The organism is Pseudomonas asplenii, from assembly GCF_900105475.1.
Taxonomy (GTDB): domain Bacteria; phylum Pseudomonadota; class Gammaproteobacteria; order Pseudomonadales; family Pseudomonadaceae; genus Aquipseudomonas; species Aquipseudomonas asplenii.
Genome location: NZ_LT629777.1, coordinates 231,747 through 258,423, shown reverse-complemented (window position 1 = coordinate 258,423; position 26,677 = coordinate 231,747). Strand labels below are relative to the sequence as shown.

Here is a 26,677-nt window from a genome sequence, read left to right as displayed (position 1 = left end):
GGGTTCCGAAGTAGAACGTTGAACAGCGCGGCGCGCATCCTACACGTGCGACTCGTGCTAGAACACAGCCGAGCTTAGGCAATCGGCATGGGTTTAAGTTCTTTCCTGAGTCTTTGTAGTCGGTTTCTTGTGAAGATGTTGTCATTTTCACTCTAGCAGCCACCATTCGTAGGCTAAAGGTGCCTGTGCCCTGCGATCAGCCTATAATACGCGCCGATTTTTCCGGTGATTGGTCATGAGTGCAGAAGATCCACGATTTGCCGGCGTTGCCCGGTTGTATGGCGTTGACGGGCTGGAGCGGCTCAAGGCTGCTCACGTGGCCATTGTCGGCGTGGGCGGCGTGGGGTCCTGGGCGGCGGAGGCCATGGCCCGCTGTGGCGTGGGCGAGATTTCCCTGTTCGATCTGGACGATGTCTGCGTCAGCAACAGCAATCGCCAGTTGCATGCCCTGGACAGCACCGTGGGGCGGGCCAAGGTCGAGGTCATGGCCGAGCGGCTCAAGGGCATCAACCCGGAGTGTCGCGTGCACGCGGTGACGGATTTCGTCACCCGCGAGACCATGGCCGAGTACATCACCGCGCAGATCGACTGTGTGATCGACTGCATCGACAGTGTCAATGCCAAGGCGGCCCTGATTGCCTGGTGCAAGCGCCGCAAGATTCAGATCATCACCACCGGTGGCGCGGGCGGGCAGATCGATCCGACGCAGATCCAGGTCTGTGACCTGAACCGTACCTTCAACGACCCACTGGCCTCCAAGGTGCGTTCGACCCTGCGTCGTGACTATGGCTTCTCGCGGACGGTCACTCGCCATTACAGCGTACCGTGTGTGTTTTCTTCCGAGCAGTTGCGCTATCCGAAACCGGACGGTGGTATCTGCCTGCAGAAGAGTTTTGTGGGTGACGGCGTGAAGCTGGACTGTGCGGGTGGATTCGGTGCGGTGATGATGGTGACGGCGACCTTCGGCATGGTCGCGGCGACCAAGGCCATCGACAAGCTGGTCGCCGGTGTGCGACGGCCAGCGGAGCGTGCCAAGCCGCAATGACCCCCTCGCCACAGGGGGCCGTTCAGGCCTGTTGAGTCAATTCCCGCATCCGTTGCAGGACCGCGTTCAAACCGTTGCTGCGCGACGGCGACAACTGCCGGGACAGCCCGAGCTGGTTGAACCAGTCCGGCAGGTCGATCGTCGATAGCTCCTCGGCATTCAGGCCATTGACCCGTACCAGCAGCAACGCCACCAGCCCACGAATCATCCGCGCATCGCTGCCGGCGACAAATTGCCAGTGGCCGTCCTGCAAGGCGCCGGTCAGCCAGACCTGGCTTTCACAGCCATGTACCCGGTTGACCTCGATTTTCTCGGCCTCGGCCAATGGCGGCAGGCGTTCGCCCCATTGCATCAGCAGGCGTGCCCGCTGTTCCCAGCCGGCTGCCGCCTGAAAACTCTCCAGGGCATTCTGCGCTTCGCTCGGCCAAGTCATCGCAGCAGCTCCAGGGCCTGATCCAGTGCGTCGAAAAAACGCTCAAGGTCTTCGGCGTCGTTGTACAGCCCCAGCGACACGCGGATTGCCCCGGTCAGTCCGAGCCGTTTCATCAAGGGCATTGCGCAGTGATGGCCGGCACGCACGGCGATGCCCTGCTCGGTCAGCAGGTGAGCGAGGTCGGCGTTATGCACACCGTCGACGGTGAAGCTGGCCAGGGCCAGTTGAGGTTCGCCCAGCAGGCGGATGCCGTTGCGCACCTTGAGGCCTTGCAGCAGGTGGTCGTGCAGCGCCGCTTCGTGGGCGAACACTGCGGCCTGGTCCAGTCCCGCCAGATAGTCGAGGGTTGCGCCGAGGCCGATCACACTGGCAATCGGCGGTGTTCCGGCCTCGAAACCCAGCGGTGCAGGGCGGAAGCTGGCGTGCTGGTAGTCGGCGTCCTGGACCATCTCGCCGCCGAACTGCCAGTGGCGCAACTGCCGCAACGCGTCGACGCGGCCGTAGAGCACGCCCAGCCCATCGGGGCCGTACAGCTTGTGGCTGGAGAAGACATAGAAGTCGCATCCCAGTGCCTGCACGTCATGCCGTCCATGCACGACGCCTTGTGCGCCGTCGACGATCGTCAGGGCGCCGCAGGCTTTCGCGCGGGCCAACAGTTGGGGCAGCGGCTGCCAGGCGCCGAGCACGTTGGACAACTGGCTGACAGCCAGCAGGCGGGTCCGCTCGCCGATCAGGTCGAGCGCGGCCTCGAGGTCGATCAGTCCGGCGGCATCGATGGGCAGGACCACCAGCTTGAGTCCGCGTCGCTGTGCCAGCTGTTGCCATGGCAACAGGTTGGCGTGGTGCTCCAGGGCGCTGATGACCAGCTCGTCGCCCGGTTCGAATACGTGTTCCAGGCCATAGGCCAGGAGGTTCAGAGCCGAGGTGGCGCCGTGGGTGAAGATGATTTGCCCGGGGTTGCTGGCCCCCAGCCACTGGCCGATCTTGTGCCGGCTGTCTTCGAAAGCCTGGGTCGCATGGGCTCCCGGCAGGTGTTGGGCACGGTGCACGTTGGCCGCGCCATTGGCGTAGTAGTGCGCCAGGGCATCGAGCAGGGCTTGTGGCTTTTGTGTGGTGGCGGCGCTGTCCAGGTAGGTCTGGTCCTGCCGTTGCAGGGCGGCGATGGCCGGGAAGTCGGCGCGCCAGGGGGAGGGTATCGGCATGGTGTTGGCCCTGGTGGTGGGATCGCGGTTTGCCAGCGGAGGTTGGGGTTGGCTCAATGGCCTCTTCGCGGGCAAGCCCTGCTCCTACAGGTACGGCTTTGAGCGGTTCCTTGCAGGAGCAGGGCTTGCTGGAGAAAGCAGCCTGGCTGTCGGCATCTCCGTGGTCCGGGACACCGCTATCGCCAGCAAGCCGGCTCCCACAGGGGAGTGGGCGCTATCAGTTATGTGCGTGCAGCGCTTCGTTCAGCTCGATGGCCGATTTGTGGGTCTTGCACTCCACTGCGCCGGTTTCCGAGTTGCGACGGAACAGCAGGTCCGTTTGGCCGGCCAGATCACGGGCCTTGACCACCTTGACCAACTGATTGTTTTCGTCGAGCAGCGCGACCTTGGTGCCAGCGGTCACGTACAGGCCCGACTCGACGGTGTTGCGGTCGCCCAACGGGATACCGATACCGGCGTTGGCGCCGATCAGGCAGCCTTCACCGACCTTGATCACGATGTTGCCGCCACCCGACAGAGTGCCCATGGTCGAGCAGCCGCCGCCCAGGTCCGAGCCCTTGCCGACGAACACGCCGGCCGAGACACGGCCTTCGATCATGCCCGGGCCTTCGGTACCGGCGTTGAAGTTGACGAAGCCTTCGTGCATCACGGTGGTGCCTTCGCCGATGTAGGCGCCCAGGCGGATACGTGCACTGTCAGCGATACGCACGCCGCTCGGCACCACGTAGTCGGTCATTTTCGGGAACTTGTCCACCGAGAACACTTCCAGCAGCTCGCCGCGCAGACGCGCTTCCAGCTGGTGCTCGGCCAGTTCGGCCAGGTCGATTGCGCCCTGGCTGGTCCAGGCCACGTTCGGCAGCAGCGGGAATATGCCCGCCAGGCTCAGACCATGCGGCTTGGCCAGGCGGTGGGACAGCAGGTGCAGCTTGAGGTAGGCCTCGGGGGTGGAACTCAGTTGCGCGTCTTCGGCCAGCAGGGTAGCGACCAGCGGCTTGTGGCTTTCGGCCAGACGGGTCAGCAGGGCGGCTTGTGCGGCGTCGACGCCCTTGAGGGCTTCGGCCAGTTGCGCGGCCTGTGTCGGGGTGAAGCTGATGGCCTGGTTGCCACCGGTGTAGCCCAGGACCGGAGCGACTGCCTCGACCAATGCGGCCGATGGCTGGATCAGGGGCTGTGCGTAGAACACTTCCAGCCAGGCGCCTTGACGATTCTGGGTGCCGACACCGAAGCCCAGGCTGAACAGAGTAGTGGACATGCAGTTACCTCTTGCGAAATTAAGTGGGGCCTTGAACTCATGGGTTCAGGTGAGGGCCGCCGCGTAGATATCTGGCTTGAAGCCAATCAGGGTTCGGTTGCCGAGATCGAGCACCGGGCGCTTGATCATCGAAGGTTGAGCGAGCATCAGCTCGATCGCTTTCGCCTGGTCGAGATCGGCCTTGCTGGCGTCGTCGAGTTTGCGAAAGGTGGTGCCAGCACGGTTGAGCACCACTTCCCAGCCGTGCTCGTCGCACCAGCGGGTCAGGTGTTCACGGTCGATGCCAGCACTCTTGTAATCATGGAAATCGTAGGCTACGGCGTGTTCGTCCAGCCACGTGCGGGCCTTCTTCATGGTATCGCAGGCCTTGATTCCGAAAAGGTGCAATGTGTTGCTCGTATCGGTCACGGGAATTGCCCCCCTTTGCAGATGTGCGAGATGAACAATCGACAATTATGCCATGGCCGAGTCGGTTCGGGGCCAGCACCGTACCTGCCTATTGGGCTGGCGCAGATTTCCCCTGTGACCCGGGGCAACGTTCGCACGGCAGGTTAAGCGGTTAATATGGCACTTTGGCGGCTGGTTGCTGCCGGATAGATTGTCGAATGATTGGGAAGTCGCCTTATGCAAACCGCCTACACCGTCCTCATTTTGCTGATGCTGGTCGGCGTCTCGCGTTTGCTGGCACGGGTTATTCCGCTGCCCTTGCCTCTGGTGCAGATCGCTGCTGGCGCGGTACTGGCGTGGCCGACCCTGGGTTTGCATGTCGCGCTGGACCCTGAGCTGTTTCTCTTCCTGTTCCTGCCGCCGTTGCTGTTTTCCGATGGTTGGCGCATGCCCAAGCGCGAATTCTGGCGTTTGCGCGGACCGGTCCTGACCCTGGCGGTGGGGCTGGTGCTGTTCACCGTTGTGGGGGCCGGTTACTTCATCCACTGGCTGTTGCCGGACATTCCCTTGCCAGTGGCCTTTGCCCTGGCTGCGGTGCTGTCGCCGACGGACGCCGTAGCGGTTTCGGCGATTGCCCAGAACCGTCTGCCGACGCCGTTGATGCACATGCTGCAGGGCGAGGCATTGATGAACGATGCTTCGGGCCTGGTGACCTTCAAGTTCGCCCTGGCGGCCGCCATGACCGGCGTGTTTTCCCTGGCCAATGCCAGCCTGACGTTCCTGCTGGTGGCGGTCGGTGGGCTGGCCATCGGCGTGGTGCTGAGCTGGCTGGTCGGGCGTTTGCGTGCCTGGATGATCGCCCGCGGCTGGGACGACCCGGCGACCCATGTGGTGTTCATGTTGCTGTTGCCATTTGCTGCGTATGTCCTGGCCGAGCGTCTTGATGTTTCGGGCATCCTGTCGGCGGTGGCGGCGGGGATGATGCAGAGCTGGCTCGATCTGCTGCCCCGGCAGACCAGTACCCGGTTGCTCAATCGCAGCGTCTGGTCGTTGCTGGAATTTGCCTTCAACGGCCTGATCTTCCTGCTGCTGGGCCTGCAACTGCCAGATATCGTCAAGGCGGTCGCCAGCCATGAAACCTCGCTGTGGCCAACGCTTTTGTATCGTTGCCTGGAGGTGCTGGCGATTTTCCTGGTGCTGCTGGTGTTGCGTTATGTCTGGGTGCAGAGCATCTGGCGGTTGTCGGTGCTGTTGCGGCGCTGGCGTGGCCAGAGCGAGCTGGCGTCGATGCCCAAGGCGCGTTCCTGCTGGTTGCTGACGCTGGGTGGCGTGCGTGGCGCGGTGACGCTGGCGGGCGTGATGTCGGTGCCGTTGTTGATGGCACCGGGCGTGGCGTTTCCCGAGCGCGACCTGCTGATCTTCATTGCTGCCGGGGTGATCCTGCTCTCGCTGGTGACCGCGTGTATCGCCTTGCCGGTGTTGTTGCGCGATGTTGCGCCGAGCCCGGACGATGCCCGTCGCCATGAGGTGCTCGAGGCTTGGCGGCGCACGGCCGAGGCCGCGATCCGCGCACTGGAAGTCGAAGAGGCGGCCGAGTCCAACGCGGCGGCGGATGCGGCCCAGGCGGCGCTGGCGACTGAACTGAAGGCGCGGATCATGTCCGAGTACCGACATCAGTTGGAGGTGTTCAACGATTCTGCCGAGGCCCAGGCCCTGGCGTTCCAGATGGACCTGCTGGAGCGGCGCATGCGTCTGAAGGCGCTCCGGGCGCAGCGGTTGGAGCTTTACAGTCTGCGGCTTCACCACCAGATCGGTGATGAGGCGTTGCGGGAGGTACTGGGGGAGTTGGATCTGACTGAGGCCAACCTGGGGCAGGTGAAATAGCCGCGCACTGGGCATATGGCCCAGGAGGGTGCGGCTCTCGCGTCTACCGGTGGAGACCGGATCGCTCAGTGGGGCTCACCATCCCGGCTCTCGACCGTCGTTGGCATGCGGGGCATCCACCACCAGTGTCGGTTGAATCTTGCGGATCCGGCGTTCCACATGGTACGCACCGTCATCATTGTGGCGAAGGTAAAGGCGTCGGCAGTGACTGCAGCACCATACGGAACTCTGGTTATAGGGGTAGTAGAGCGGCGCAATGGGCGCCTGGGGTGACCAGTAGGTGGTGCCCTGAGGGTGGTACTCGTCGATCACCGCCTCTTCTGGAGGATACTTGGCCAGCGTGCCGATCTCGATGAAGGCTTCTTCCCGATAGCCTACCGGCCAACTGCTCCAGCCTTCCAGGCTACGTTGCAGGCATGTGCATTCGAGGGTGATGGCCGATGACTCGAGTGCCAGGCCGAGAAGGGTTTGGGCGTCGATGAGTCGCTGCGCCATGACGATAATCTCTCCGTGATTCGCTTACGGGGTCGCAACGTGCCTGGGCGGTTGGAGCAACAATTGCGCATAGTGCTCAAGGTCGACATTGCCGCCAGACAATATCACGCCAACCTGCTTGCCTCGAAGCTGTTCCCGCATCTTGAACGCGGCGGCGGCCGCCAGGCACCCGGTCGGCTCGACGACGAGATTCATCCGTTCGGCGAGGAATGCCATTGCCCCCAGCAACTCGTCGTCGGTCACTGTGACGATATCACTGACCCGCTCCCGGATGATCGGGAACGTGAGCTTGCCCAATGACTGGCTCTGCGCGCCGTCGGCTATGGTGATGGGGGTAGGGATGGTGACAAGCGAGCCCGTGCGCAACGAGCGCTGCGCATCATTTCCCGCTTCTGGTTCAACGCCGATGATCTGGCAATCCGGAGCCAGGGAGCTGGCGATCAGTGCCGTCCCGGCAATCAGTCCGCCACCACCGACCGGAACGAGCAGCACATCCAGCTGGCCAACCTCTTCGAACAGCTCCAGGGCGGCAGTGCCCTGTCCCGCAATGACATCGGGGTGATCGAACGGAGGGATAAAGGTGTAGTCATGTTCCTGCTGCAGCTGTCTGGCGATCGCCAGCCGGTCTTCGGTGTGGCGGTTGTACTCCACCACTGTCGCCCCGTAGCCTATTGTCGCGGCCTTCTTGGTCGCCGGTGCATCCGAAGGCATGACGATGACGGCCGGTATGCCCAGCTCCCGTGCGGCCAGGGCGATTCCTTGCGCGTGGTTACCCGAGGAGTAGGCCACTACGCCCCTTTGCCTGGCCGATGCATCGAGTCTCATCAGCGCGTTGAGTGCACCGCGTATCTTGAAGGCGCCCATGCGCTGAAATTGCTCGCACTTGAAGTGGATTCGGCTTTGCAGCCAGTTGTCGAGAGTGGACGAGGTGAACACGGGCGTTCGCCTGACCTGCCCTTTCAGACGGATAGCAGCGGCCTGCACATCCTGTGCGGTGGGCAATGACGGTTCGCTCATGGTGGCTCCAGGGAAGGATGCAAGGGGACGACACGAAAGGACTCGCCTTTGTGCCGTCCAGGCGTAGCAGTCTGTTCAGTTGCCGTGACCGCGCTCGGCACAGGCCAGCAAGACCGAGTTGGCAATGATTTCGGTCGCCTGGTCGATCTGTGCCAGGCTGAGATAGGACGGCGCAATGCGCAGGTGGCGCCCATGGGCGTCATGACCATGGCAGTGGGTCGCCCCGGCGGGTGTCATTTTCACCCCCGCTTCGGCGGCGATGGCAACCACGCGCCCGGCCAGCCCTTCGGGCACCAGCAGAGAGATGAAGTAGCCGCCGCTGGGGCGTGACCAACTGACCTGCGGCAGACCCGTCAGCGTCCGGCTGAAGACCTGCTGGACACGCTCGAACTTTGCTCCTAGCGATTGGCCATGATGTTTCATGTGCGCCAGCAGGTTCTCTTGGCTGCGGAAGAACATCAGGTGCCGGACCTGATTGACCTTGTCCGGGCCGATCGTCTTGTACTGGCGGCAGTCGAGCCACCAGCGAAGGGTCGCGAGGCTGCCGCCGATCATCGAGATGCCGGAGCTTGGAATGACCATCTTGGACGTCGAGGCAAACATGAGCAACCGGTCCGGGTTGCCGCTACGCACACAGGCTGCGTACGGATCAGGTGCTTGCCCTGGGGCTTCGTGGAAGTCATGAACCGCATAGGCATTATCCCAGAACAGCTTGAAGTCACTGGCCGCGGTTGGCATGCCGGCGAGCCGGTTGACCACTTCCTCGCTGTAGATCGCGCCATTGGGGTTGGCGTGCCGAGGCACGCACCACATGCCGCGAATGCTCGGGTCGGCCGCGACCAGACGTTCGACCGTCTCCATATCAGGCCCTTGCTCGTCCAGGGCAACGGGAATCATTTCGATGCCGTAATACTCGCAGATCGAAAAGTGCCGGTCGTAGCCGGGTTCCGGGCAGATGAAACGCACCTTCTCGGCCTTTCCCCAAGGCTGCATGCCCGCGAATCCCCTGATCCAGGCGTGACCAATGGCTTCGTGCATCAGGGCCAGGCTGGAGTTCTCGCCGATGGCGACCTGTTCGCCAGGAAGCCCCAGCATGGCCGGGCCAAACAGTTCACGAACCTCCTTGACACCTTGTAACCCCCCATAATTAAGCCAGTCCTGACCGTCTGCGGAAGAGAACTGATGGGTGCCGGGGAGGCTCAGAAAATCGTGCGACAGCGAGATCTGTTCTGGCGATGGCAAGCCGCGGGTCATATTGATCGACTCACGGCGTTCGCAGAATCCGGCGTGCCGTTCACGCAGTTTTTCCAGTTCTGGCATGGGTGGGCGAGAATCAGGCATTGCATCAAGCTCCTACGAAGAACGTCATGGCGATGAAAAAACCGAGGCAGATAAAGAGGGTCTTGAATACGCCTCTGAAGCGCGCGGCGATGAATACGGCGAGGCACAGGGTTGCCAGTTTCAGCAGGGCCAGATGATTGTCGAAATGGCCCATCCAGTCGTTGTAGTAATGCTCGCCCAGCAGGGCGGAGTAGATGATTCCACCCATGACGCCAAAGGCTGCGTAGTTCAGGAAGCGATAGATCAAGCCATCGGAGGCGATCTGAAACTTGTGGAACACCAGGATGGGAATGGCTCGCAAGGAATAAGAGGCGAGTGAGGCGACGAGAATCAGTGTCCAGTTGTTCATTTGTTCTTCCCTTCAAACAATGCGTCCCAGATCAGCAGGGCGCCGCCGATCGCGAAAGGCACCACGAAGATCTGGTACTCGTGCAGGTAGCGACCAACGATCGGCGTCAAGACGAAACCGGCGCCGGTGGCGATCATCGGCTTGAGTTTCGGCCATGCCAGTGAGGCGAGCACGGTGAAGTGGATGGGTAGAATCACACTGATGGTCGATTGCAGGAGAGGGTTCTGCTCGGCGCTGACCCAGTAGCCCAGACCCGTGGCGAGAATGGCGATGGCCAGGGTGCTGATGCCACAACCCAGGTAGTAGTTGTAGACATTGGCGATCATGCCCTTCCTGGCATTGGACAGCGTGAAGGTGGAGATCGACAGAAGTTGGGCCGACAGCAGCGATTTCCACAACGGCACACCCTTGAAGTGCTCGGTGAGCACCGAGGACATGATCAGGAAGCGAAAGTTGACCACCAGTGTGGTGAACAGGATCGACATCACGGTCAGGTTCTCCCCATGCTGGGCGAGGAATACCTGCAACGGTGCTGCGTGCACAGTGAAGGTCATCAGCAACGCCTGGAGCCCGGTGAAGCCCGCGCCCCGGCTGGCCGCACCAATGGAAAAGAACAGGAACATGAAGGTCAGGCAGACGGGGAGTGAATCGATGCAACCTTCCGTGAAGGAACTGCGTCCGGTCAGGCGCTGCCCTGCGGGCGATTCAGTGACCGATGCTGGGTTTCCCATGGTAAAGCCTCCGGCGCTGACGGCGAGGCGAGCCCGCCGTCAGCGCAACAGATTATCGAGCGCTGGACGCTACGAGTTGGTTGAGAAAGTCGACACTGCCGCGCAGGGTGCCGCCGCGGGTTTCGAAGCCGACCATGCCTTTCCAGCCGGTGTACTGGACGGCCTCGATCAGGCCGGGGAAGTTGAGGTTGCCCTGGCCCAGGGGGAAATGCGAATCCCGGTCGCCGTTGTTGTCACTGAAAGACATGCCAACCACACGGTTGCTGAACTTCCAGAAGAAGGACAGCGGGTCGCCTTCGTTGACGTAGGCGTGGGACACGTCCAGGAACATGTGTAGGCCCGGCACGGATTCCAGCACGTGTCCTACTTCGTCTTCGGTGGTGCAGATGTAGTAGAAGGGGTGGAAGCGGGTGTAGTTGCACAGGTTTTCCAGCCAGATCTGCACGCCACGGGCCTCCCCATAGGCGACCAGTTCCTGAAGATTGCCGATGAGGCGCTCCAGGCCCTTCTGGCGAGCCTCCTTGACCAGGCGTGGTTCGACCACGCCACCGCCGTGCACGATCAGCGGTGCGCCGCCCAGTGCTGCACAGATGTCGACCTCTTTTTTCACATAGTCCAGTGCGGCGCTGGCCAGGTCTTCCACATCGCTGCCCAGGGGAGCCTTGAAATTACCGTGAAAAATGGGTTTTACCCCAGTGCTGGCGATCATTTCGTTCAGCGCCGCAATGCGTTGCCCAGTGAAATCGCTTGGACGCTCGCCTTCGAGACTGCCGTCGATGTACCAGTGGCTGTAACCCTGTTCGAAGGCCCGTTGCAGGCCGGCCTCCGCTGCCAGATAGTCCTGTTGAGCCGTGGCGGTGATGAACGCGGGCCAGGTTTCCCGGCTGGCGAACTCGGCGCTGTTGTGTTCTGGCAAGTCAATCACGGTGTCCATTTGTCATCTCCACAATCCGGTTATATTTATGATGAAAGCGTGATGTCTGCATGTCAGCGCAGGGCAGCGTGCGTTGGCCGCAGCCCTGCGATGCGGTAGGAATCATCCGTCAATCTGTTGGCGGGGCAACCTATCAATTTGACAGGTCGGGCTCGGACTCTCGGAGTGGCAAGGCATCCAGGGTCTTCTGATTGAGGGCGATGGACAGTGCTACGGCGCGTTCGACGCCAATGTTTCTGGCCGGGCCGAGCCGGCGAACATCCAGGCCAAGCCTGGTCAACAGTTTCTCGACACCGACGGTGGTGACGGTGACGAAGTGCTTCAAGCCCCGTTCGACCCCGAAGTAGACGACCGCCCTGATGGCGATCAGCGATTGATCGGAAAAGGCATAGGGGCGTCCGCTCTGATGGCAGATCGCAAAGCGGCTGAGCTCCCAGGTATCTTCGGCGCAGGGAACCGGCGCACCTGCCAGCAGTTCGGGGAAAGTATCGGCCAGCATGTTTGGGCCTGTGGTCGGCAAGAGTCGCCAGCAACCACAGACACTTTCATTGAGGTCCGGGTCCTGCAAAATCATGTAATAGGGATTCAAGGCATCGTAGCCATCGATCTCCATTCCGCCGATCACACTGACATCCCAGTCTTTCTTGTCGCGAAATATCTGTGCTCGCAGGATATGCATCTTTTGCAGGCAGTTCTGATCAAAGTTATTTCTTGTATTAATAGCTATGTTCACGGAAGTCACCTCGGAAAGATGACTTATTTGTATATCCAATCTGGATAATTGACAGCCTATCAATCTGGTAGGTGGTGGCCGATACGACAGTCGAATATCGTCTGGGTTTGCTGATGGGGCACCGAGATGAGGGTTGAGCGAAGTTTGATCAGGCAGGCTGTTGCGTTACGCCTACAACTGGGCAAGAGCCAGGGTGCGTTCTGGAGAATGTTCGGTTTGAGTCAGCCGGCGGCTAGCCGGCTGGAATGCACTGGCAGGGGGACGGCAAGTCTTTGCGTCCTGCTCGGTCTGTATGTGGCCGGGCGGATCGACGACGGCGACCTTCTCTCCCTACCTGATCAGGAGGTGACCTCAGGGACTGATGAGGTCTAGTTGGATGGCTCTTGCCACGGCGAGCCGTCTGGAGGTGACTTTCAACTTTCGGCGAATGTTCTTGAAGTGAAACTCTACGGTGGGCTCCGACAGACTGAGAATCTTGCCAATTTCCCAGGTGGTTTTTTCAGCCCAGGCCCAGTGCAGAATTTCCAGCTCGCGAGGTGTGAGGTGAGGTGCGGTGTAACCGGAGCCTTGTTGAAAATGATTGAAGCTGCTGGTCACGGCATAGTCTCGCAACAGGGTCGCTGCCCCGAGGCTGTTTTTCAGCGTTTTCTGATACTCGGGCTCCGACATCGGGTCGCAGCTGAGGCTGAGCATGCCCACCTGGCCTTGCGGTCCATGGATGGGGAGGGTCATGCCATGGCTGAGTCCTGCCCACCTGGCTTCTTCGGCAAACTCTTTTTCTTTTTGGGTCTTATAGAGTTTGTCTTCCCAGGGAATGGGAAGCGAAGACGAGAAACTATGAAATACGGTTGGGTCGACAATGGAATAATTCTCATTGTCGTAACGGCGGCGCCAGTCGTCTGGAAAATTGCTCATGATTTCGGCGGCGTTGTTCTGTGCCTCTTTATTGGGTTTGAGTGCGTACAGGACCTTGCTGTAGCCGAGTTTCCGGGCGGAGAAAACCAGTGACTCGAACCAGGTGCGTGCATCTATGGCACTTAACAGCTCTACACATTCATCCATGAATAGCATCGAGATATCCGCTTGTGGTTAATCATTGTTTTTAGAAAACAGGGTGCCCGGCGATCAGCCCTCGGCAATCCCGTTACCTGATATATACAAGGAAAGTACATATGAGCGCCAGCCTGCAGACTGTTCGTGTCAGAAGTATTACCCGAGAGACCCACAGCATCCTGTCGATCGACCTCACGCCTGTCGGGCCGCACCCGCTATCTGCGTTCGAAGCCGGAGCGCATATCGATCTGCACCTGCCAAACGGCCTGGTGCGCAGCTACTCGTTGATGAACTCGCCGTCGGACTTGAGCCATTACCGTCTCGGCGTGCTGCATGATCGCAGAAGCCGTGGTGGTTCGGCGTTCATCCACAAGCACTTGCGGGTGGGAGGACTGCTCAAGGCTTCGGCGCCGCGTAACAATTTCCCGGTGAGCCATGCGCAGAGGGCCGTTTTTATCGCCGGTGGTATTGGTATTACACCCCTTTTGAGCATGGCCCGGCATCTGGCGGGGAGTGGTGCTGTCGTGGAATTATTGTACTGCGCACGCTCAGAGACCGACGTGGCGTTTCGTGACGAGCTTGCCAGCTTGCCAGGGGCGGTGACCTACCATTTCGATGATCAGCACGGTGGCGCGCCTGATCTGGAAAACCTGCTGCGAGGCTATCCTCGCGATACGCATTTCTACTGTTGTGGTCCTGTGCCAATGCTGGAGGCATTCGAACGGGCCTGCAATGTGCTGGGTATCGAACACAGCCACACCGAGCGCTTCTGCGGCGCCGGGCCGAGCGAGAATCAAGGAATCGGGTTTGAGGTTGTGCTCTCGCGCTCTGGCAAGCAGCTTTACCATGATGGTAAAGGCAGTTTGCTGGATACCCTGATCGCCTCGGGGCAAAACCTTTCCTACAGTTGCCGGGAAGGTGTGTGCGGTGCTTGCGAGACCAAGGTTCTGGAAGGCACCCCCGAGCACCGTGACTTTGTCCTGAGTGCTTCCGAGCGTGCTGCGGGGAAAACCATGATGCTCTGTGTTTCAGGGTGCAAATCCAGTCGTCTGGTGCTGGATCTCTGACGTAGTCTTCGTCTAACCGAGGGCCCTGGCAGCAGCGAGCACCACCGCCAGGGTCCGGAGTTTACGACTTGCGACGCTCGATAAAGGCACGGATCCGCTGTGCTGCCTCGACACACTCGGCCAGCGGGGCAACCAGGGCCATGCGCACCCGGCCAGCGCCTGGATTGACGCCATCGACCTCGCGGGACAGGTAGGAGCCCGGCACCACGGTCACGTGTTCTTCGGCGAACAGGTCGCGGCAGAACTCGGCGTCGTCGCCCTCTACATTGGGCCACAGGTAGAAGCTGCCATCCGGCCGCTGAACATCCAGCACGGGCGTGAGGATCTCCAGCACCGCGTCGAACTTCTCCCGGTACAGCGCACGGTTGGCCCGTACATGGACCTCGTCGTTCCAGGCTGCGATGCTGGCCAGTTGGGTCTGAACCGGCATCGCGCAGCCGTGATAGGTGCGGTACAGCAGGAAGGCCTTGAGGATCTCGGCGTCGCCAGCGACGAAGCCGGAGCGCAGGCCTGGCAGGTTGGAGCGCTTGGACAGGCTGTGGAACACCACGCAACGCTTGAAGTCCTTGCGACCCAAGGCTGCGCAGGCGCTGAGCAGGCCAGGTGACGGAGTCTGCTCGTCGAAATACAGCTCGCTATAGCACTCGTCGGCGGCGATCACGAAGTCGTGTTCGTCGGCCAGGGCGATCAGCTTTTCCAGGGTGGCCTGGGGAATCAGCGCGCCGGTCGGATTGCCTGGCGAGCAGAGGAAAAGGATCTGGCAGCGTTGCCAGATTTCCACGGGAACGGCGTCAAAGTCCGGGTTGAAACCATTGGCGGTCAGGCACGGCAGGTAGTGTGGCTTGGCCCCGGCCAGGAACGCGGCGCCTTCGTAGATCTGGTAGAAGGGGTTGGGGCTGACCACCAGCGCATCATCGCCACGATTGACCACGGTCTGGGTGAAGGCGAACAAGGCTTCGCGGGTACCATTGACCGGCAACACGTTGCGCGCCGGGTCGATCCAGCCGTCTGGGACGTTGAAACGGCGTTCGCACCACGCACCGATCGCTTCGCGTAGCGCGGGGATGCCCAGGGTGGTGGGGTACACCGCCATCTGATCGAGGTTACTCGCCAGGGCCTCGGCGACGAAGCTGGGCGAGCGGTGCTTGGGTTCGCCGATGGACAGCGCGATCGGACGCTTGTCCGCATCGGGCTTGACGCTGCCGAGCAGGGCGCGCAGTTTCTCGAACGGATAGGGTTGCAACTGGTTCAACGCGTTGTTCATCGGGTGCGGCTCTCAATCAAAATCAGGTTCATGGCCCGCTGCTAGATACTCAGGCGGGTCATCTCGAGGGTCGGTTCGGAGTTGACGCTCAGTTGTTCGACGATGGCATCCTGCAGACGACTGCACAACTGCGGATCGGATAGCGGTTGGTTCTGCGCATCGGTGACGAAGAACACGTCTTCCACCCGTTCGCCCAGAGTGGCGATCTTCGCGTTCTGCAGCGACAGGTCGAACTCCAGGAAAATCTTTCCAATGCGCGCCAGCAGGCCAGGACGATCCGGGGCGCTCAGTTCGAGCACGGTCACCGGGCGCTGGGCATCATTGTGGATGGTCACCTGCGGGGCAAAGGCGAAGTGCTTGAGCTGGCGCGGTACCCGGCGCTGGATGATGGTCGGGTAGTCGTCGGGGTTGCGCAGGGCTTCGGTCAGGCCGTCGCGGATCTGCTTGACCCGCTTGGGGTTGTCGCCGATGGAGTCGCCGTCGGTGTCCAGCACGATATAGGTGTCGAGGGTGAACTGGCTGCTGGAGGTGATGATCCGGGCGTCGTGGATGTTCAGGTTGAGCTGATCCATCACGGCCACGGTCACAGCGAAGAAATCGTGCTGGTCCGGGGCATAGATGAAGATCTGCGTCCCCCCCTCGAACTCGCGCTGGGTGGTTTCCTTGATCAGCACCAGTGGGCCGCCATCGGCTGGCTGCTGCAGGATCGCATCGCTATGCCAGGCCACGTCAGCGGCGGTGTGGCGCAGGAAGTAGTCGTCGCCCAGTTGCGACCAGAGCTGCTCGACATCGTCGGGGTCGGTGCCGGTACGGACCAGGATGTCCAGTGCCGCGCTCTGGGTCTGGCGAATCTGCTCCTCGCGGTCCACCGGGTTCTCCAGGCCACGGCGCAGAGCGCGCTTGGTCTCGGTGTAGAGCTGGCGCAGCAGGCTGGCGCGCCAGGAGTTCCAGAGGGTCGGGTTGGTGGCATTGATATCGGCCACGGTCAGAACGTAGAGATAGTCCAGATAGGCGTTGTCACCGACGATCTGCGCGAAATCGTGGATCACCTGTGGGTCGGAGAGGTCCTTGCGCTGGGCGGTCGTGGACATGACCAGGTGGTTCTGCACCAGCCAGACGATCAGGCGGCTGTCCCAGGCCGGCAAGTGGTGACGCTTGCAGAAAGCTTCTGCGTCGACCGCGCCGAGTTCCGAATGGTCGCCGTGGCGGCCCTTGCCGATGTCGTGGTAGAGCCCGGCCATGTAGATCAGTTCGGGCTTGGGCAGCTTGGCCATCAGCTTGGCGGCCAGCGGGAATTTCTCGGAGACCTGGGTGTACTGCAGTTTGCGCAGGTGCTTGATCAGGTTCAGGGTGTGCGCATCGACTGTATAGATGTGGAACAGGTCGTGCTGCATCTGTCCGACGATGTCGCCAAACTCCGGCAGGTAGCGGCCGAGTATGCCGTAGCGGTTCATCCGGCGCAGGTTGCGGTGGATACCGATCTTGCACTTGAACAGTTCGATGAACAGGCTGGTGTTGCGGATATCCTTGCGGAAATCGTCGTCGATCAGGTAGCGATGTTCGCGCAGCAGGCGGATGGTGTCGGCACGTACGCCCTTGATTTCCGGCTGCTGGGCCATCAACACGAAGATTTCCAGCATGGCGAACGGCGTACGCTTGAAGACGTTCGGGTTGCTCGCCTCGATATAACCGTCGTGCAGTTGGAAGCGCGAATTCAATGGTTGCGGCGGCGCTTCGTCTTCCGGGGCGAGGATGACCTCTTCGAAGTGCTGGATGATCAGGTCGCTGAGCTGGGCAATGCTCATGACCACCCGGTAATACTGCTGCATGAAGTTTTCGATCGCCTGCTTGGCGTCATCGCCCTGGAAACCCAGCAGCCCGGCAATGGTGCGCTGGTGGTCGAACAGCAGGCGGTCCTCGGAACGTCCGGCGAGCATGTGCAGGGCGTAGCGGACCTTCCAGAGAAACTCCTGGGAGGAGGCCAGCAAGGCGTTTTCGCTTTCCACCAGGAAGCCTTCGCCGGCCAGGGCGCGCAGGTTCAGGGTGCCGTACTGGCGACGGGCGACCCAGAGAATCGTCTGGATATCCCGCAGGCCGCCGGGCGAGCCCTTGACGTTGGGCTCCAGGTTGTATTCGGTGTCGTTGTACTTGTGGTGACGGGCCTTCTGCTCGGCGCGCTTGGCCAGGAAGAAGTCCTTGCTCGGCCACATGTGGGCGGTGCTGGTGACGTCGAGCATGCGCAGGCGCAGGCGTTCGGGGCCGGCGATGGTGCGGCTTTCCATCAGGTTGGTGATGACGGTCAGGTCGGCCCGCGCCTCTTCGGCGCACTCTTCCACCGAACGAACACTCTGGCCGACTTCCAGGCCGATATCCCACAAAAGAGTCAGAAAACGCTCGATGGAATCACGAAAGATCTCATGATCGGCGCTGTCCAGCAGAATCAGCAGGTCGATGTCCGAGTAGGGATGCAGTTCACCCCGACCGTAGCCGCCGACCGCCACCAGGGCGATATCGGCGTCTTCGCTCCAGTCGAACTGGTCCCAGGCCTGTTCCAGGATATTGTCGACGAACCAGGCGCGGTCCTCGATCAGCCGACGGATGTCGCGCCCTTTGCGAAAGCGCGCGTCAAGGACCTCATGGGCCTGGCGGATGACTTTCTTGAATGCCGCTATGGGGCTGGATTTCAGCGCCAGTTCCGCCTGGAACTGGCCGCGGTCGAAAAGTTCGGGGTCCACCTGCGGCATCGTTCGGGTTTCCTTCAGGGATCAGGCGGAAGTGCGCGCGATGGTATCGTCGCTGCGCAGGGTGAAGATCTCGTAGCCGGTTTCAGTGACCAGCAGGGTGTGTTCCCACTGTGCCGAGAGCTTGCGATCCTTGGTGATCGCGGTCCAGCCGTCGCCCAGCACCTTGGTGTCGGCCTTGCCCTGGTTGATCATCGGCTCGATGGTGAAAGTCATGCCGGCCTTGAGTTCCATGCCGGTGCCGGCACGGCCATAGTGCAGGATCTGCGGCTCTTCGTGGAAAACCTTGCCGATGCCATGGCCGCAGAATTCACGTACCACGGAGAAACCGTTCTTTTCCGCATGCTTCTGGATGATTTCGCCGATATCGCCCAGGCGGCAGCCAGGCTTGACGATCTCGATCGCCTTGTACATGCATTCCTGGGTCACCTGGGACAGGCGTTCGGCCCAGACCGGCACGGTGCCGACGTGGAACATCTTGCTGGTGTCGCCGTGGTAGCCGTCCTTGATCACCGTGACGTCGATGTTCAGCGTATCGCCGTCCTTGAGTGGTTTGTCGCCAGGGATGCCGTGGCAGACCACATGGTTGACCGAGGTACAGATCGACTTGGGGAAGCCCTTGTAGTTGAGCGGGGCGGGAATGGCCTGCTGCACATTGACGATATAGTCGTGGCAGATGCGGTCCAGTTCCTCGGTGGTGACGCCGGGCTTGACGTATTCACCGATCATTTCCAGTACATCGGCGGCCAGTTTCCCGGCGACGCGCATTTTTGCGATGTCCTCGGGAGTTTTGAGGGTGACGGTCATACAGGCTCTCTATGCGCTCGATCGCGCGGATAAACACGGAAAAAGGTCGAAGGTCGCAACATCCGGTCATGGAGTATTGCGTCCGCGAACCCTGAAAAATGCGATTCTAACAGACGGACAGAGCAAATCATGACGTCTGGGCATCGCTTCTCTCTATCAAGGATGGGGCATTCTGGCGTGAAACCAAGGGCCACGCAAAAGCGACAGGTGGGATATGCGAATCCGGGTTCCGTTTTCAGCGTCCTTGTGGTATAAAATGCGCCGCTTTCCGGGGATGCCCCGAAAAGCTTAAATCCACACACGTGTCGACACGATGACCTGGGTGCCTTCGGCTTGATGCCGATCGGTTGGTCATTGGGATACGTGGAGGCCAAACCCGACTTATCAAGGAACTATCATGTCCCAAGTCAACATGCGCGATATGCTGAAGGCCGGTGTGCACTTCGGTCACCAAACCCGTTACTGGAATCCGAAAATGGGCAAGTACATTTTCGGCGCGCGCAACAAGATCCACATCATCAACCTTGAAAAAACCCTGCCAATGTTCAACGACGCTCTGTCGTTCGTAGAACGCCTGGCCCAGGGCAAAAACAAGATCCTGTTCGTCGGCACCAAGCGTTCCGCTGGCAAGATCGTTGCTGAAGAAGCAGCACGTTGCGGTTCGCCGTACGTCGATCACCGCTGGTTGGGCGGCATGCTGACCAACTTCAAAACCATCCGTGCTTCCATCAAGCGTCTGCGTGACCTTGAAGTGCAAGCCGAAGACGGTACCTTCGCCAAGCTGACCAAGAAAGAGGCGCTGATGCGCACTCGCGATCTGGAAAAGCTGGATCGTTCCCTGGGTGGTATCAAGGACATGGGCGGTCTGCCTGACGCACTGTTCGTTATCGACGTTGATCACGAGCGCATCGCGATCACCGAAGCCAACAAGCTGGGCATCCCGGTCATCGGCGTAGTCGATACCAACAGCAGCCCGGAAGGCGTTGACTACATCATCCCAGGCAACGATGACGCCATTCGCGCCATCCAGCTGTACATGGGTTCGATGGCTGACGCTGTGATCCGTGGCCGCAACAACGTTGCTGGCGGCACCGTAGAGTTCGCTGCTGAAGAAGCACCGGTCGCTGCTGCTGAGTAATTGACGCCCTGGCGTTGACTCAGTAAGCAAAAAGGGGGCTTGGCCCCCTTTTTGCCACCTCGAAAACCATTTGTCTGGCGCGCCGCTACAGCGTCTGTAATGTGCAGCTGCTAACAAGGGTGGTTCGGGAAGAATTGAACGCCCGTTCGGTCGGGTGGAATGGTTGATAACCTATCCAAGAGGAATTTTGAAATGGCAGAGATTACTGCAGCGCTGGTCAAAGAACTGCGCGAGCGTACCGGCGAAGGCATGATGGACTGCAAGAAAGCCTTGACCAAGGCTGGCGGCGACATCGAAAAAGCGATCGACGACATGCGCGCATCGGGCGCCATCAAGGCTGCCAAGAAAGCTGGCAACGTTGCTGCTGAAGGCGCTATCGCCATCAAGGGCGACGGCAAATCCGCCGTGATCATCGAAGTCAACTCGCAGACCGATTTCCTGGCTCTGCAGGACGACTTCAAGAACTTCGTCACCGAAAGCGTCGAGAAAGCCTTCGCAGAAAAACTGACCGACGCCGCTCCGCTGATCGCTTCCCAGGAAGCCGCTCGCGAAGCCCTGGTTGCCAAGGTTGGTGAGAACGTCAACATCCGTCGCCTGGCTCGTATCGAAGGTGATGTTGTGGGTGCCTACCTGCACGGCAACAAGATCGGTGTGGTCGTTTCCCTGAAAGGCGGCACCGAAGAGCTGGCCAAGGACGTTGCCATGCACGTCGCTGCAACCAACCCTGAGTTCCTGCTGCCATCGCAGGTTTCCGCTGAGGCCATCGAACGCGAAAAAGGCGTTTTCCTGACCCTCAACGAAGAAAAAATCAAGGGCAAGCCTGAGAACATCGTTGAAAACATGGTCAAAGGCCGTATCAGCAAGTTCCTGGCTGAAGCCAGCCTGGTTGAGCAGGCTTTCGTCAAGAACCCAGAAGTCACCGTCGGTGCGCTGGTCAAGAAAGAAGGCGCTGAAATCGTTTCCTTCACTTACTTCAAGGTAGGTGACGGCATCGAGAAGCCAGTCGACAACTTCGCTGAAGAAGTTGCTGCTCAAGTGGCTGCCAGCAAGCAATAAGACGGTTTTCAACTGTCGACCCGAGAGGCTGCCCGCTTACGCGCGCAGCCTCTTTTCAAATGGGAAGCAGGTTTCCCCTCGTTTCCCTCGGAACTGGCTTACAAAGTTGTGTTCCGATGGCGCTGTAGCAGCGCCAAGCTAGAGTTAGCGCAGGCTGCAAACAGCTCGCAAGATTTTTTAAACGCCGCAGGAGAGATTCGCAATGGCTCAGCAGGGCAGTGGTTATCAAGCTCGCTATAAACGCATTCTACTCAAGCTTAGCGGCGAGGCCCTGATGGGCTCGGAAGAGTTCGGGATCGACCCGAAAGTCCTGGATCGCATGGCGCTGGAAGTCGGTCAACTGGTAGGAATCGGTGTGCAAGTCGGTCTGGTGATCGGCGGTGGCAACCTGTTCCGCGGTTCCGCGCTCAGTGCTGCCGGCATGGACCGCGTTACTGGCGACCATATGGGCATGCTCGCGACCGTGATGAACGCGCTGGCGATGCGCGATGCGCTGGAACGTGCGAATATCTCCGCCATCGTGATGTCGGCCATTTCCATGGTTGGCGTGACCGATCACTATGATCGCCGCAAGGCCATGCGTCACCTCAATGCCAAGGAGGTGGTGATTTTCGCGGCGGGTACCGGTAATCCGTTCTTTACCACGGATTCGGCGGCCTGCCTGCGTGCGATCGAAATCGATGCCGACGTGGTGCTCAAGGCGACCAAGGTCGATGGCGTCTATACCGCAGATCCGTTCAAGGACCCGCATGCCGAGAAGTTCGATCATCTGACCTATGACGAGGTGCTGGATCGCAAGCTGGGTGTCATGGATCTGACCGCTATCTGCCTGTGCCGCGATCACAAGATGCCGCTGCGCGTATTTAACATGAACAAGCCTGGCGCCCTGCTGAATATCGTACATGGCGGCGCTGAAGGAACCCTGGTCGAGGAAGGCGTACAATGATCAACGAACTCAAGAAAGACGCTCAGGTGCGCATGCAGAAGTCCCTGGAGTCCCTGGCCCACGCATTTGGCCAGATTCGCACCGGCAAGGCGCACCCCAGTATTCTGGGGAGCGTGATGGTGCCTTACTACGGTACCGATACGCCGCTGAGCGGCGTCGCCAACGTGACGGTGAAAGACAACCAGACCCTGCAGGTCGTGCCATTCGAGCGCAACATGCTGGGCGCTATCGACAAGGCCATCGGCAGTGCCGGCCTGAACTTCAACCCGACCAACCTGGGCGAGTTGCTGCTGATCAAGATGGCGCCGCTGACCGAGGAAACCCGCAAGGGCTTCACCAAGCAGGCGCGTGCCGCGGCCGAAGATGCACGGGTTGCCGTGCGCAACATTCGTCGCGATGTGCTGGGTGATCTGAAGAAGCTGGCCAAGGACAAGGAAATCAGCGAAGACGAAGAGCGCCGTGCCAGTGCCGAGATCGACAAGCTGATCAAGGAATTCGAAGCCCAGATCGCCAAGGCCACCGAAGAAAAAGAAAAGGACCTGATGGCCGTATAAGGGTCAGGATGCCTTCAATGGAAAAGACCAAGCAGGCTGTGCCATCTGCGGTGCCGCGCCATGTGGCGATCATCATGGATGGCAACAATCGCTGGGCCAAGAAGCGTTTCTTGCCTGGCGTCGCCGGCCACAAGGCCGGTGTCGATGCGGTGCGGGCGGTGATCGAGGTGTGTGCCGAGGCCAAGGTCGAGGTGCTCACCCTGTTTGCCTTCTCCAGTGAGAACTGGCAGCGCCCCGCCGATGAAGTCAGCGCCTTGATGGACCTGTTCTTCAAGGCGTTGCGTCGCGAGGCCAAGCGCCTCAACGACAACAACATCAGTCTGCGGATCATTGGTGACCGCTCGCGCTTCCATCCTGAATTGCAGGCGGCGATGCGCGAGGCGGAAGCCGCGACGGCGGGCAGCAATCGTTTTATTCTGCAGATCGCGGCCAACTACGGCGGGCAATGGGATATCGCCCAGGCTGCCCAGCGCCTGGCCCGTGAAGTGCAGGCTGGACACCTGCGTCCGGATGACATCACGCCGGACCTGTTGCAAACCTGCCTGGCAACCGGTGACCTGCCGTTGCCGGACCTGTGTATCCGCACCGGCGGTGAGCATCGGATCAGCAACTTCCTGTTGTGGCAGCTGGCGTATGCCGAGCTGTATTTCTCCGACCTGTTCTGGCCGGACTTCAAACACGATGCCATGCGCAATGCGCTGGCTGATTTCGCTTCCCGCCAGCGTCGTTTCGGTAAAACGAGCGAGCAGGTCGAAGCCGGGGCCCGGGTTTAATGCTCAAGCAACGCATCATCACGGCACTTATTCTCCTGCCTATCGCCTTGTGCGGTTTTTTCCTGCTCTCCGGGTCCGGTTTTGCGCTGTTCATCGGCCTGGTCGTGACCCTGGGGGCCTGGGAGTGGGCGCGGCTGGCCGGTTTCGACGCGCAGCCGGCCCGGGTGGGCTATGCCGCGCTGGTCGCGGTTCTGCTGTTCTTCATGTACATCCTGCCGAACCTGGCGCCCTGGGTGCTGGGTGCATCGGTGTTGTGGTGGGGGCTGGCGACCTATCTGGTGCTGACCTATCCGCAGTCCAGTGCCCGGTGGTCGAGCGCGGCGAGCAAGCTGGTGATCGGTTTCCTGATCCTGTTGCCGGCCTGGCAGGGCCTGATCGAGATCAAGCAGCATGCGTCAGGCAAGGGCAACTGGCTGATCATGGCCGTGATGATTCTGGTGTGGGGCGCCGACATTGGTGCCTATTTCTCCGGCAAGGCCTTCGGCAAGCGCAAGCTGGCGCCGTCGGTGAGCCCGGGCAAGAGCTGGGAGGGCGTGTATGGCGGCCTGTCGCTGAGCCTGGCGATCACTGCGGTGTTCGGTCTGGTGTCCGGCTGGGGCTTTGGGCAGATCCTTGCCAGCCTGATGGGCGCGGCAATCATTGTCTTCGTTTCGGTGGTCGGTGACCTGACTGAAAGCATGTTCAAGCGTCAGTCGGGGATCAAGGACAGCAGCAACCTGTTGCCCGGTCACGGTGGTGTGCTCGACCGTATCGACAGCCTGACCGCCGCGATCCCGATGTTCGCGGTGTTGCTGTGGATCGCCGCATCGTGAGCCGGCCACAACAGATCACCGTCCTGGGGGCTACCGGCTCGATCGGTTTGAGCACCCTGGACGTGATTGCCCGGCATCCGGAACGTTACCAGGCGTTTGCCCTGAGTGGTTTCAGTCGCCTGGCCGAACTGCTTGCCTTGTGCGTGCGCCACCGTCCGCGTTTTGCGGTGGTGCCGGATGCGGCCGCTGCCCTCAGCCTGCAAGAGGGTTTGCGTGCAGCAGGCCTGCCCACCGAGGTATTGGTGGGGGAGGAGGGGTTGTGCCAGGTTGCCTCCCATTCCGAGGTCGATGCGGTAATGGCGGCAATCGTCGGTGCTGCCGGCTTGCGCCCGACCCTGGCGGCGGTCGAGGAGGGCAAGAAGATTCTGCTGGCGAACAAGGAAGCACTGGTGATGACCGGCGCCTTGTTCATGCAGGCCGTGCGCAAGAGCGGCTCGGTGCTGTTGCCGATCGATAGCGAGCACAATGCGATCTTCCAGTGCCTGCCGGGGGATTTCGCGCGGGGGCTTGGCCCGGTGGGCGTGCGTCGGATACTGCTGACCGCTTCCGGTGGTCCGTTCCGGCAAACGCCTCTGGCCGACCTCGAACATGTGACTCCCGACCAGGCCTGTGCCCATCCCAACTGGTCGATGGGGCGCAAGATTTCGGTCGATTCGGCCAGCATGATGAACAAGGGCCTGGAACTGATCGAGGCCTGCTGGCTGTTTGATGCCCGGCCTGAGCAGGTCGAGGTGGTGATTCATTCGCAGAGTGTGATTCACTCTCTGGTCGATTATGTCGACGGCTCGGTATTGGCCCAGTTGGGCAATCCCGATATGCGCACGCCAATCGCCAATGCCTTGGCCTGGCCGGAGCGTATTGACTCCGGTGTAGCGCCGCTGGACCTGTTTTCCGTGGCGCGCCTGGACTTCCAGGCACCGGATGAGCAGCGTTTTCCGTGCCTGCGCCTTGCGCGAGCGGCTGCGGAGGCGGGTGGCAGTGCGCCAGCGATGCTGAATGCGGCGAATGAGGTGGCGGTGGCGGCGTTTCTCGAACGGCGCATCCGTTACCCCGAGATCGCGAGTATCATCGAGCAGGTGTTGAATCTGGAACCTGTTGTTGCGGTCGATGAACTCGACGCGGTATTCGCGGCAGATGCCAAGGCACGGGCATTGACCGAACAGTGGCTGAGTCGCAACGGACGTTGAGTCGGCTTGGCGTTCGAGCGATGCGGCACTTGATAGGATTGCGGAGAAAGTAGATGAGCGCACTCTATATGATTGTCGGCACCCTGGTGGCACTGGGGGTGCTGGTCACTTTCCATGAATTCGGTCACTTCTGGGTGGCGCGCCGTTGCGGCGTCAAGGTGCTGCGTTTTTCCGTGGGCTTTGGTACGCCGCTGTTGCGCTGGCATGATCGCCAGGGCACCGAATTCGTGGTGGCGGCGATTCCGCTGGGCGGCTACGTGAAAATGCTCGACGAGCGCGAGGCGCCTGTCGCACCGGATGAATTGGACCAGGCGTTCAATCGCAAGTCGGTGCGTCAGCGTATCGCTATCGTTGCCGCCGGTCCGATTGCCAACTTCCTTCTGGCGATTACTTTCTTTTGGGTGCTGGCGATGCTTGGCAGCCAGCAGGTCCGCCCGGTCATCGGTGCAGTCGAAAGTGGCAGTATCGCTGCCAAGGCCGGTTTGGTCGCGGGTCAGGAAATCGTTTCGATAGATGGCGAACCAACCACCGGTTGGTCTGCCGTGAACCTGCAACTCGTACGCCGCCTGGGTGAGAGTGGTACGCTCCGGTTCCAGGTGCGCGAAGCCGGTTCGAGCGTCGACTCTCCACGCGAACTGGTTCTGGATCGCTGGCTGCAAGGTGCCGATGAGCCGGATCCGATCAAGTCCCTGGGTATTCGCCCTTGGCGTCCGGCCGTACCGCCGTTGCTGGCTGAACTCGATTCGAAAGGGCCGGCCCAGGCCGCTGGTCTTAAAACCGGCGACCGTTTGGTGTCGTTGAACGGCGAGGCGGTGGGCGACTGGCAGCAGGTGGTGGACTGGGTGCGTGTGCGCCCTGATACCAAAATTGTGCTGCAAGTCGAACGTGATGGTGCTCAAATTGACGTCCCGGTGACCCTGGCGTCCCGTGGCGAAGGCAAGTCCGCCACCGGTTACCTGGGGGCTGGGGTCAAGGCGGCGGATTGGCCACCACAGATGCTTCGCGAGGTCAGCTACGGGCCTGTTGCGGCGATCGGAGAGGGTGCCAGGCGCACCTGGACCATGAGTGTCCTGACCCTGGATTCCCTGAAGAAAATGCTGTTCGGCGAGCTCTCGGTAAAAAACTTGAGCGGACCGATAACCATTGCTAAAGTGGCGGGCGCTTCGGCCCAGTCGGGCGTTGCTGATTTCCTGAATTTCCTGGCTTATCTGAGCATCAGCCTGGGGGTTCTGAATTTGTTGCCCATCCCCGTACTGGATGGGGGGCATTTGCTGTTTTATATGATCGAGTGGGCACGTGGTCGCCCCTTGTCGGAACGAGTACAAGGTTGGGGGATACAGATCGGTATCAGTTTGGTGGTCGGGGTCATGCTGCTTGCCCTTGTCAACGATCTGGGTCGACTGTAACGCGTCGCTAAAATTGCGAATCTGCCGCATTTTTCGGCAGTTTGTTTATTGCCAGTTGGAATAAGAAAGG

The 26,677-nt window shown here is 60.7% G+C and carries 27 protein-coding genes; 12 read left to right on the top strand and 15 right to left on the bottom strand.

Annotation, left to right across the window (positions count from 1 at the left end):
* Positions 1-235 precede the first annotated feature (235 nt).
* Complete coding sequence (tcdA, locus tag BLU37_RS01220) at positions 236-1,045, top strand: tRNA cyclic N6-threonylcarbamoyladenosine(37) synthase TcdA (protein ID WP_010444775.1); 810 nt, start codon at positions 236-238, stop codon at positions 1,043-1,045.
* Positions 1,046-1,067: 22 nt separating this feature from the next.
* On the opposite strand, the gene BLU37_RS01215 is transcribed toward tcdA, so the two are convergent.
* The 4 genes from BLU37_RS01215 to BLU37_RS01195 form a co-directional block, all read right to left on the bottom strand.
* Positions 1,068-1,478 (bottom strand): SufE family protein, encoded by a 411-nt coding sequence (locus BLU37_RS01215; protein ID WP_090201995.1) that lies wholly within the window; start codon positions 1,476-1,478, stop codon positions 1,068-1,070.
* Positions 1,475-2,680, bottom strand: coding sequence for an aminotransferase class V-fold PLP-dependent enzyme (locus BLU37_RS01210; RefSeq protein WP_090210883.1), 1,206 nt, complete (start codon positions 2,678-2,680; stop codon positions 1,475-1,477). The genes BLU37_RS01215 and BLU37_RS01210 overlap by 4 nt, the downstream gene beginning before the upstream one ends.
* A gap of 217 nt (positions 2,681-2,897) precedes the next feature.
* Positions 2,898-3,932 (bottom strand): 2,3,4,5-tetrahydropyridine-2,6-dicarboxylate N-succinyltransferase, encoded by a 1,035-nt coding sequence (gene dapD / locus BLU37_RS01200; RefSeq protein WP_090201994.1) that lies wholly within the window; start codon positions 3,930-3,932, stop codon positions 2,898-2,900.
* A 45-nt stretch (positions 3,933-3,977) separates the two neighbouring features.
* Positions 3,978-4,340, bottom strand: a complete 363-nt coding sequence (locus BLU37_RS01195) for an ArsC family reductase (RefSeq protein WP_090201993.1) — start codon at positions 4,338-4,340, stop codon at positions 3,978-3,980.
* A gap of 216 nt (positions 4,341-4,556) precedes the next feature.
* On the opposite strand from BLU37_RS01195, the gene BLU37_RS01190 reads away from it, so the two are divergent.
* On the top strand, positions 4,557-6,203 hold the full coding sequence (locus BLU37_RS01190) for a Na+/H+ antiporter (protein ID WP_090201992.1): 1,647 nt from the start codon (positions 4,557-4,559) through the stop codon (positions 6,201-6,203).
* 75 nt (positions 6,204-6,278) lie between these two features.
* Here BLU37_RS01190 and BLU37_RS01185 read toward each other — a convergent pair whose 3' ends face one another.
* The 7 genes from BLU37_RS01185 to BLU37_RS01155 all read right to left on the bottom strand — a co-directional run bounded on the left by BLU37_RS01185 (position 6,279) and on the right by BLU37_RS01155 (position 11,812).
* On the bottom strand, positions 6,279-6,698 hold the full coding sequence (locus tag BLU37_RS01185) for a hypothetical protein (protein WP_090201991.1): 420 nt from the start codon (positions 6,696-6,698) through the stop codon (positions 6,279-6,281).
* 24 nt (positions 6,699-6,722) lie between these two features.
* On the bottom strand, positions 6,723-7,715 hold the full coding sequence (locus tag BLU37_RS01180) for a threo-3-hydroxy-L-aspartate ammonia-lyase (RefSeq protein WP_090201990.1): 993 nt from the start codon (positions 7,713-7,715) through the stop codon (positions 6,723-6,725).
* Positions 7,716-7,790: 75 nt separating this feature from the next.
* Positions 7,791-9,056 (bottom strand): aminotransferase class I/II-fold pyridoxal phosphate-dependent enzyme, encoded by a 1,266-nt coding sequence (locus BLU37_RS01175; protein WP_090201989.1) that lies wholly within the window; start codon positions 9,054-9,056, stop codon positions 7,791-7,793.
* A gap of 4 nt (positions 9,057-9,060) precedes the next feature.
* Positions 9,061-9,405: an AzlD domain-containing protein gene (locus BLU37_RS01170; RefSeq protein WP_010444762.1), complete on the bottom strand. Its 345-nt coding sequence runs from the start codon at positions 9,403-9,405 to the stop codon at positions 9,061-9,063.
* Positions 9,402-10,136: an AzlC family ABC transporter permease gene (locus tag BLU37_RS01165; RefSeq protein WP_090201988.1), complete on the bottom strand. Its 735-nt coding sequence runs from the start codon at positions 10,134-10,136 to the stop codon at positions 9,402-9,404. The genes BLU37_RS01170 and BLU37_RS01165 overlap by 4 nt, the downstream gene beginning before the upstream one ends.
* Positions 10,137-10,188: 52 nt before the next feature.
* Positions 10,189-11,070, bottom strand: a complete 882-nt coding sequence (locus BLU37_RS01160) for a sugar phosphate isomerase/epimerase family protein (protein ID WP_010444757.1) — start codon at positions 11,068-11,070, stop codon at positions 10,189-10,191.
* A 133-nt stretch (positions 11,071-11,203) separates the two neighbouring features.
* On the bottom strand, positions 11,204-11,812 hold the full coding sequence (locus tag BLU37_RS01155; RefSeq protein ID WP_269457976.1) for an acyl-homoserine-lactone synthase: 609 nt from the start codon (positions 11,810-11,812) through the stop codon (positions 11,204-11,206).
* Positions 11,813-11,929: 117 nt separating this feature from the next.
* Between BLU37_RS01155 and BLU37_RS29770 the strand changes: the two genes are divergently transcribed.
* Positions 11,930-12,175 carry a hypothetical protein gene (locus BLU37_RS29770; protein ID WP_090201986.1) on the top strand — a complete coding sequence of 82 codons (246 nt, stop codon included), beginning with the start codon at positions 11,930-11,932 and terminating at the stop codon, positions 12,173-12,175.
* On the opposite strand, the gene BLU37_RS01145 is transcribed toward BLU37_RS29770, so the two are convergent.
* Positions 12,155-12,874 (bottom strand): autoinducer binding domain-containing protein, encoded by a 720-nt coding sequence (locus tag BLU37_RS01145; protein ID WP_090201985.1) that lies wholly within the window; start codon positions 12,872-12,874, stop codon positions 12,155-12,157. The two genes, BLU37_RS29770 and BLU37_RS01145, sit on opposite strands and share 21 nt — an antisense overlap.
* 101 nt (positions 12,875-12,975) lie before the next feature.
* Here BLU37_RS01145 and BLU37_RS01140 point away from each other — a divergent pair, with 101 nt between their 5' ends.
* On the top strand, positions 12,976-13,923 hold the full coding sequence (locus BLU37_RS01140; RefSeq protein WP_090201984.1) for a PDR/VanB family oxidoreductase: 948 nt from the start codon (positions 12,976-12,978) through the stop codon (positions 13,921-13,923).
* A 61-nt stretch (positions 13,924-13,984) separates the two neighbouring features.
* On the opposite strand, the gene dapC is transcribed toward BLU37_RS01140, so the two are convergent.
* The 3 genes from dapC to map are packed head-to-tail and all read right to left on the bottom strand — an operon-like array spanning position 13,985 to position 18,735.
* A complete protein-coding gene (gene dapC, locus BLU37_RS01135; RefSeq protein ID WP_090201983.1) occupies positions 13,985-15,187 on the bottom strand; it encodes a succinyldiaminopimelate transaminase in 1,203 nt (400 codons plus the stop codon).
* Positions 15,188-15,228: 41 nt separating this feature from the next.
* Entirely contained in the window at positions 15,229-17,931 is a 2,703-nt protein-coding gene (locus BLU37_RS01130) for a [protein-PII] uridylyltransferase (RefSeq protein ID WP_010444748.1), read from the bottom strand.
* A 21-nt stretch (positions 17,932-17,952) separates the two neighbouring features.
* Positions 17,953-18,735 (bottom strand): type I methionyl aminopeptidase, encoded by a 783-nt coding sequence (gene map, locus BLU37_RS01125; protein ID WP_010444747.1) that lies wholly within the window; start codon positions 18,733-18,735, stop codon positions 17,953-17,955.
* 397 nt (positions 18,736-19,132) lie between these two features.
* On the opposite strand from map, the gene rpsB reads away from it, so the two are divergent.
* The 8 genes from rpsB (at position 19,133) to rseP (ending at position 26,607) form a co-directional block, all read left to right on the top strand.
* The gene (gene rpsB, locus BLU37_RS01120) at positions 19,133-19,873 is read left to right on the top strand and encodes a 30S ribosomal protein S2 (RefSeq protein ID WP_010444746.1); all 741 of its coding nucleotides are present in this window, start codon (positions 19,133-19,135) and stop codon (positions 19,871-19,873) included.
* 192 nt (positions 19,874-20,065) lie between these two features.
* Positions 20,066-20,929: a translation elongation factor Ts gene (tsf, locus tag BLU37_RS01115; protein ID WP_010444745.1), complete on the top strand. Its 864-nt coding sequence runs from the start codon at positions 20,066-20,068 to the stop codon at positions 20,927-20,929.
* A gap of 202 nt (positions 20,930-21,131) precedes the next feature.
* Positions 21,132-21,875, top strand: coding sequence for a UMP kinase (gene pyrH, locus BLU37_RS01110; protein WP_010444744.1), 744 nt, complete (start codon positions 21,132-21,134; stop codon positions 21,873-21,875).
* On the top strand, positions 21,872-22,429 hold the full coding sequence (frr, locus tag BLU37_RS01105) for a ribosome recycling factor (protein WP_090201982.1): 558 nt from the start codon (positions 21,872-21,874) through the stop codon (positions 22,427-22,429). Before pyrH ends, frr begins: the two co-directional genes overlap by 4 nt.
* A 17-nt stretch (positions 22,430-22,446) precedes the next feature.
* Positions 22,447-23,202 carry a polyprenyl diphosphate synthase gene (uppS, locus tag BLU37_RS01100; protein WP_010444742.1) on the top strand — a complete coding sequence of 252 codons (756 nt, stop codon included), beginning with the start codon at positions 22,447-22,449 and terminating at the stop codon, positions 23,200-23,202.
* The gene (locus BLU37_RS01095) at positions 23,202-24,014 is read left to right on the top strand and encodes a phosphatidate cytidylyltransferase (RefSeq protein ID WP_010444741.1); all 813 of its coding nucleotides are present in this window, start codon (positions 23,202-23,204) and stop codon (positions 24,012-24,014) included. Before uppS ends, BLU37_RS01095 begins: the two co-directional genes overlap by 1 nt.
* A complete protein-coding gene (gene ispC / locus BLU37_RS01090; protein ID WP_090201981.1) occupies positions 24,011-25,201 on the top strand; it encodes a 1-deoxy-D-xylulose-5-phosphate reductoisomerase in 1,191 nt (396 codons plus the stop codon). The genes BLU37_RS01095 and ispC overlap by 4 nt, the downstream gene beginning before the upstream one ends.
* A 53-nt stretch (positions 25,202-25,254) precedes the next feature.
* On the top strand, positions 25,255-26,607 hold the full coding sequence (rseP, locus tag BLU37_RS01085) for a sigma E protease regulator RseP (RefSeq protein ID WP_090201980.1): 1,353 nt from the start codon (positions 25,255-25,257) through the stop codon (positions 26,605-26,607).
* The last annotated feature ends 70 nt before the right edge of the window (positions 26,608-26,677 follow it).

Bases quoted from the DNA above. Each gene is read 5' to 3' on its own strand.
- BLU37_RS01175 (WP_090201989.1), bottom strand. From the start codon at position 9,056: ATGCCTGATTCTCGCCCACCCATGCCAGAACTGGAAAAACTGCGTGAA.
- BLU37_RS01185 (WP_090201991.1), bottom strand. From the start codon at position 6,698: ATGGCGCAGCGACTCATCGACGCCCAAACCCTTCTCGGCCTGGCACTC.
- BLU37_RS01140 (WP_090201984.1), top strand. From the start codon at position 12,976: ATGAGCGCCAGCCTGCAGACTGTTCGTGTCAGAAGTATTACCCGAGAG.
- BLU37_RS01095 (WP_010444741.1), top strand. From the start codon at position 23,202: ATGCTCAAGCAACGCATCATCACGGCACTTATTCTCCTGCCTATCGCC.
- BLU37_RS01210 (WP_090210883.1), bottom strand. From the start codon at position 2,680: ATGCCGATACCCTCCCCCTGGCGCGCCGACTTCCCGGCCATCGCCGCC.
- tsf (WP_010444745.1), top strand. From the start codon at position 20,066: ATGGCAGAGATTACTGCAGCGCTGGTCAAAGAACTGCGCGAGCGTACC.
- dapC (WP_090201983.1), bottom strand. From the start codon at position 15,187: ATGAACAACGCGTTGAACCAGTTGCAACCCTATCCGTTCGAGAAACTG.
- BLU37_RS01145 (WP_090201985.1), bottom strand. From the start codon at position 12,874: ATGCTATTCATGGATGAATGTGTAGAGCTGTTAAGTGCCATAGATGCA.
- BLU37_RS29770 (WP_090201986.1), top strand. From the start codon at position 11,930: ATGAGGGTTGAGCGAAGTTTGATCAGGCAGGCTGTTGCGTTACGCCTA.
- tcdA (WP_010444775.1), top strand. From the start codon at position 236: ATGAGTGCAGAAGATCCACGATTTGCCGGCGTTGCCCGGTTGTATGGC.
- BLU37_RS01170 (WP_010444762.1), bottom strand. From the start codon at position 9,405: ATGAACAACTGGACACTGATTCTCGTCGCCTCACTCGCCTCTTATTCC.
- rpsB (WP_010444746.1), top strand. From the start codon at position 19,133: ATGTCCCAAGTCAACATGCGCGATATGCTGAAGGCCGGTGTGCACTTC.
- BLU37_RS01190 (WP_090201992.1), top strand. From the start codon at position 4,557: ATGCAAACCGCCTACACCGTCCTCATTTTGCTGATGCTGGTCGGCGTC.
- BLU37_RS01180 (WP_090201990.1), bottom strand. From the start codon at position 7,715: ATGAGCGAACCGTCATTGCCCACCGCACAGGATGTGCAGGCCGCTGCT.
- BLU37_RS01215 (WP_090201995.1), bottom strand. From the start codon at position 1,478: ATGACTTGGCCGAGCGAAGCGCAGAATGCCCTGGAGAGTTTTCAGGCG.
- BLU37_RS01160 (WP_010444757.1), bottom strand. From the start codon at position 11,070: ATGGACACCGTGATTGACTTGCCAGAACACAACAGCGCCGAGTTCGCC.
- pyrH (WP_010444744.1), top strand. From the start codon at position 21,132: ATGGCTCAGCAGGGCAGTGGTTATCAAGCTCGCTATAAACGCATTCTA.
- rseP (WP_090201980.1), top strand. From the start codon at position 25,255: ATGAGCGCACTCTATATGATTGTCGGCACCCTGGTGGCACTGGGGGTG.
- BLU37_RS01165 (WP_090201988.1), bottom strand. From the start codon at position 10,136: ATGGGAAACCCAGCATCGGTCACTGAATCGCCCGCAGGGCAGCGCCTG.
- map (WP_010444747.1), bottom strand. From the start codon at position 18,735: ATGACCGTCACCCTCAAAACTCCCGAGGACATCGCAAAAATGCGCGTC.
- frr (WP_090201982.1), top strand. From the start codon at position 21,872: ATGATCAACGAACTCAAGAAAGACGCTCAGGTGCGCATGCAGAAGTCC.
- uppS (WP_010444742.1), top strand. From the start codon at position 22,447: ATGGAAAAGACCAAGCAGGCTGTGCCATCTGCGGTGCCGCGCCATGTG.
- BLU37_RS01130 (WP_010444748.1), bottom strand. From the start codon at position 17,931: ATGCCGCAGGTGGACCCCGAACTTTTCGACCGCGGCCAGTTCCAGGCG.
- dapD (WP_090201994.1), bottom strand. From the start codon at position 3,932: ATGTCCACTACTCTGTTCAGCCTGGGCTTCGGTGTCGGCACCCAGAAT.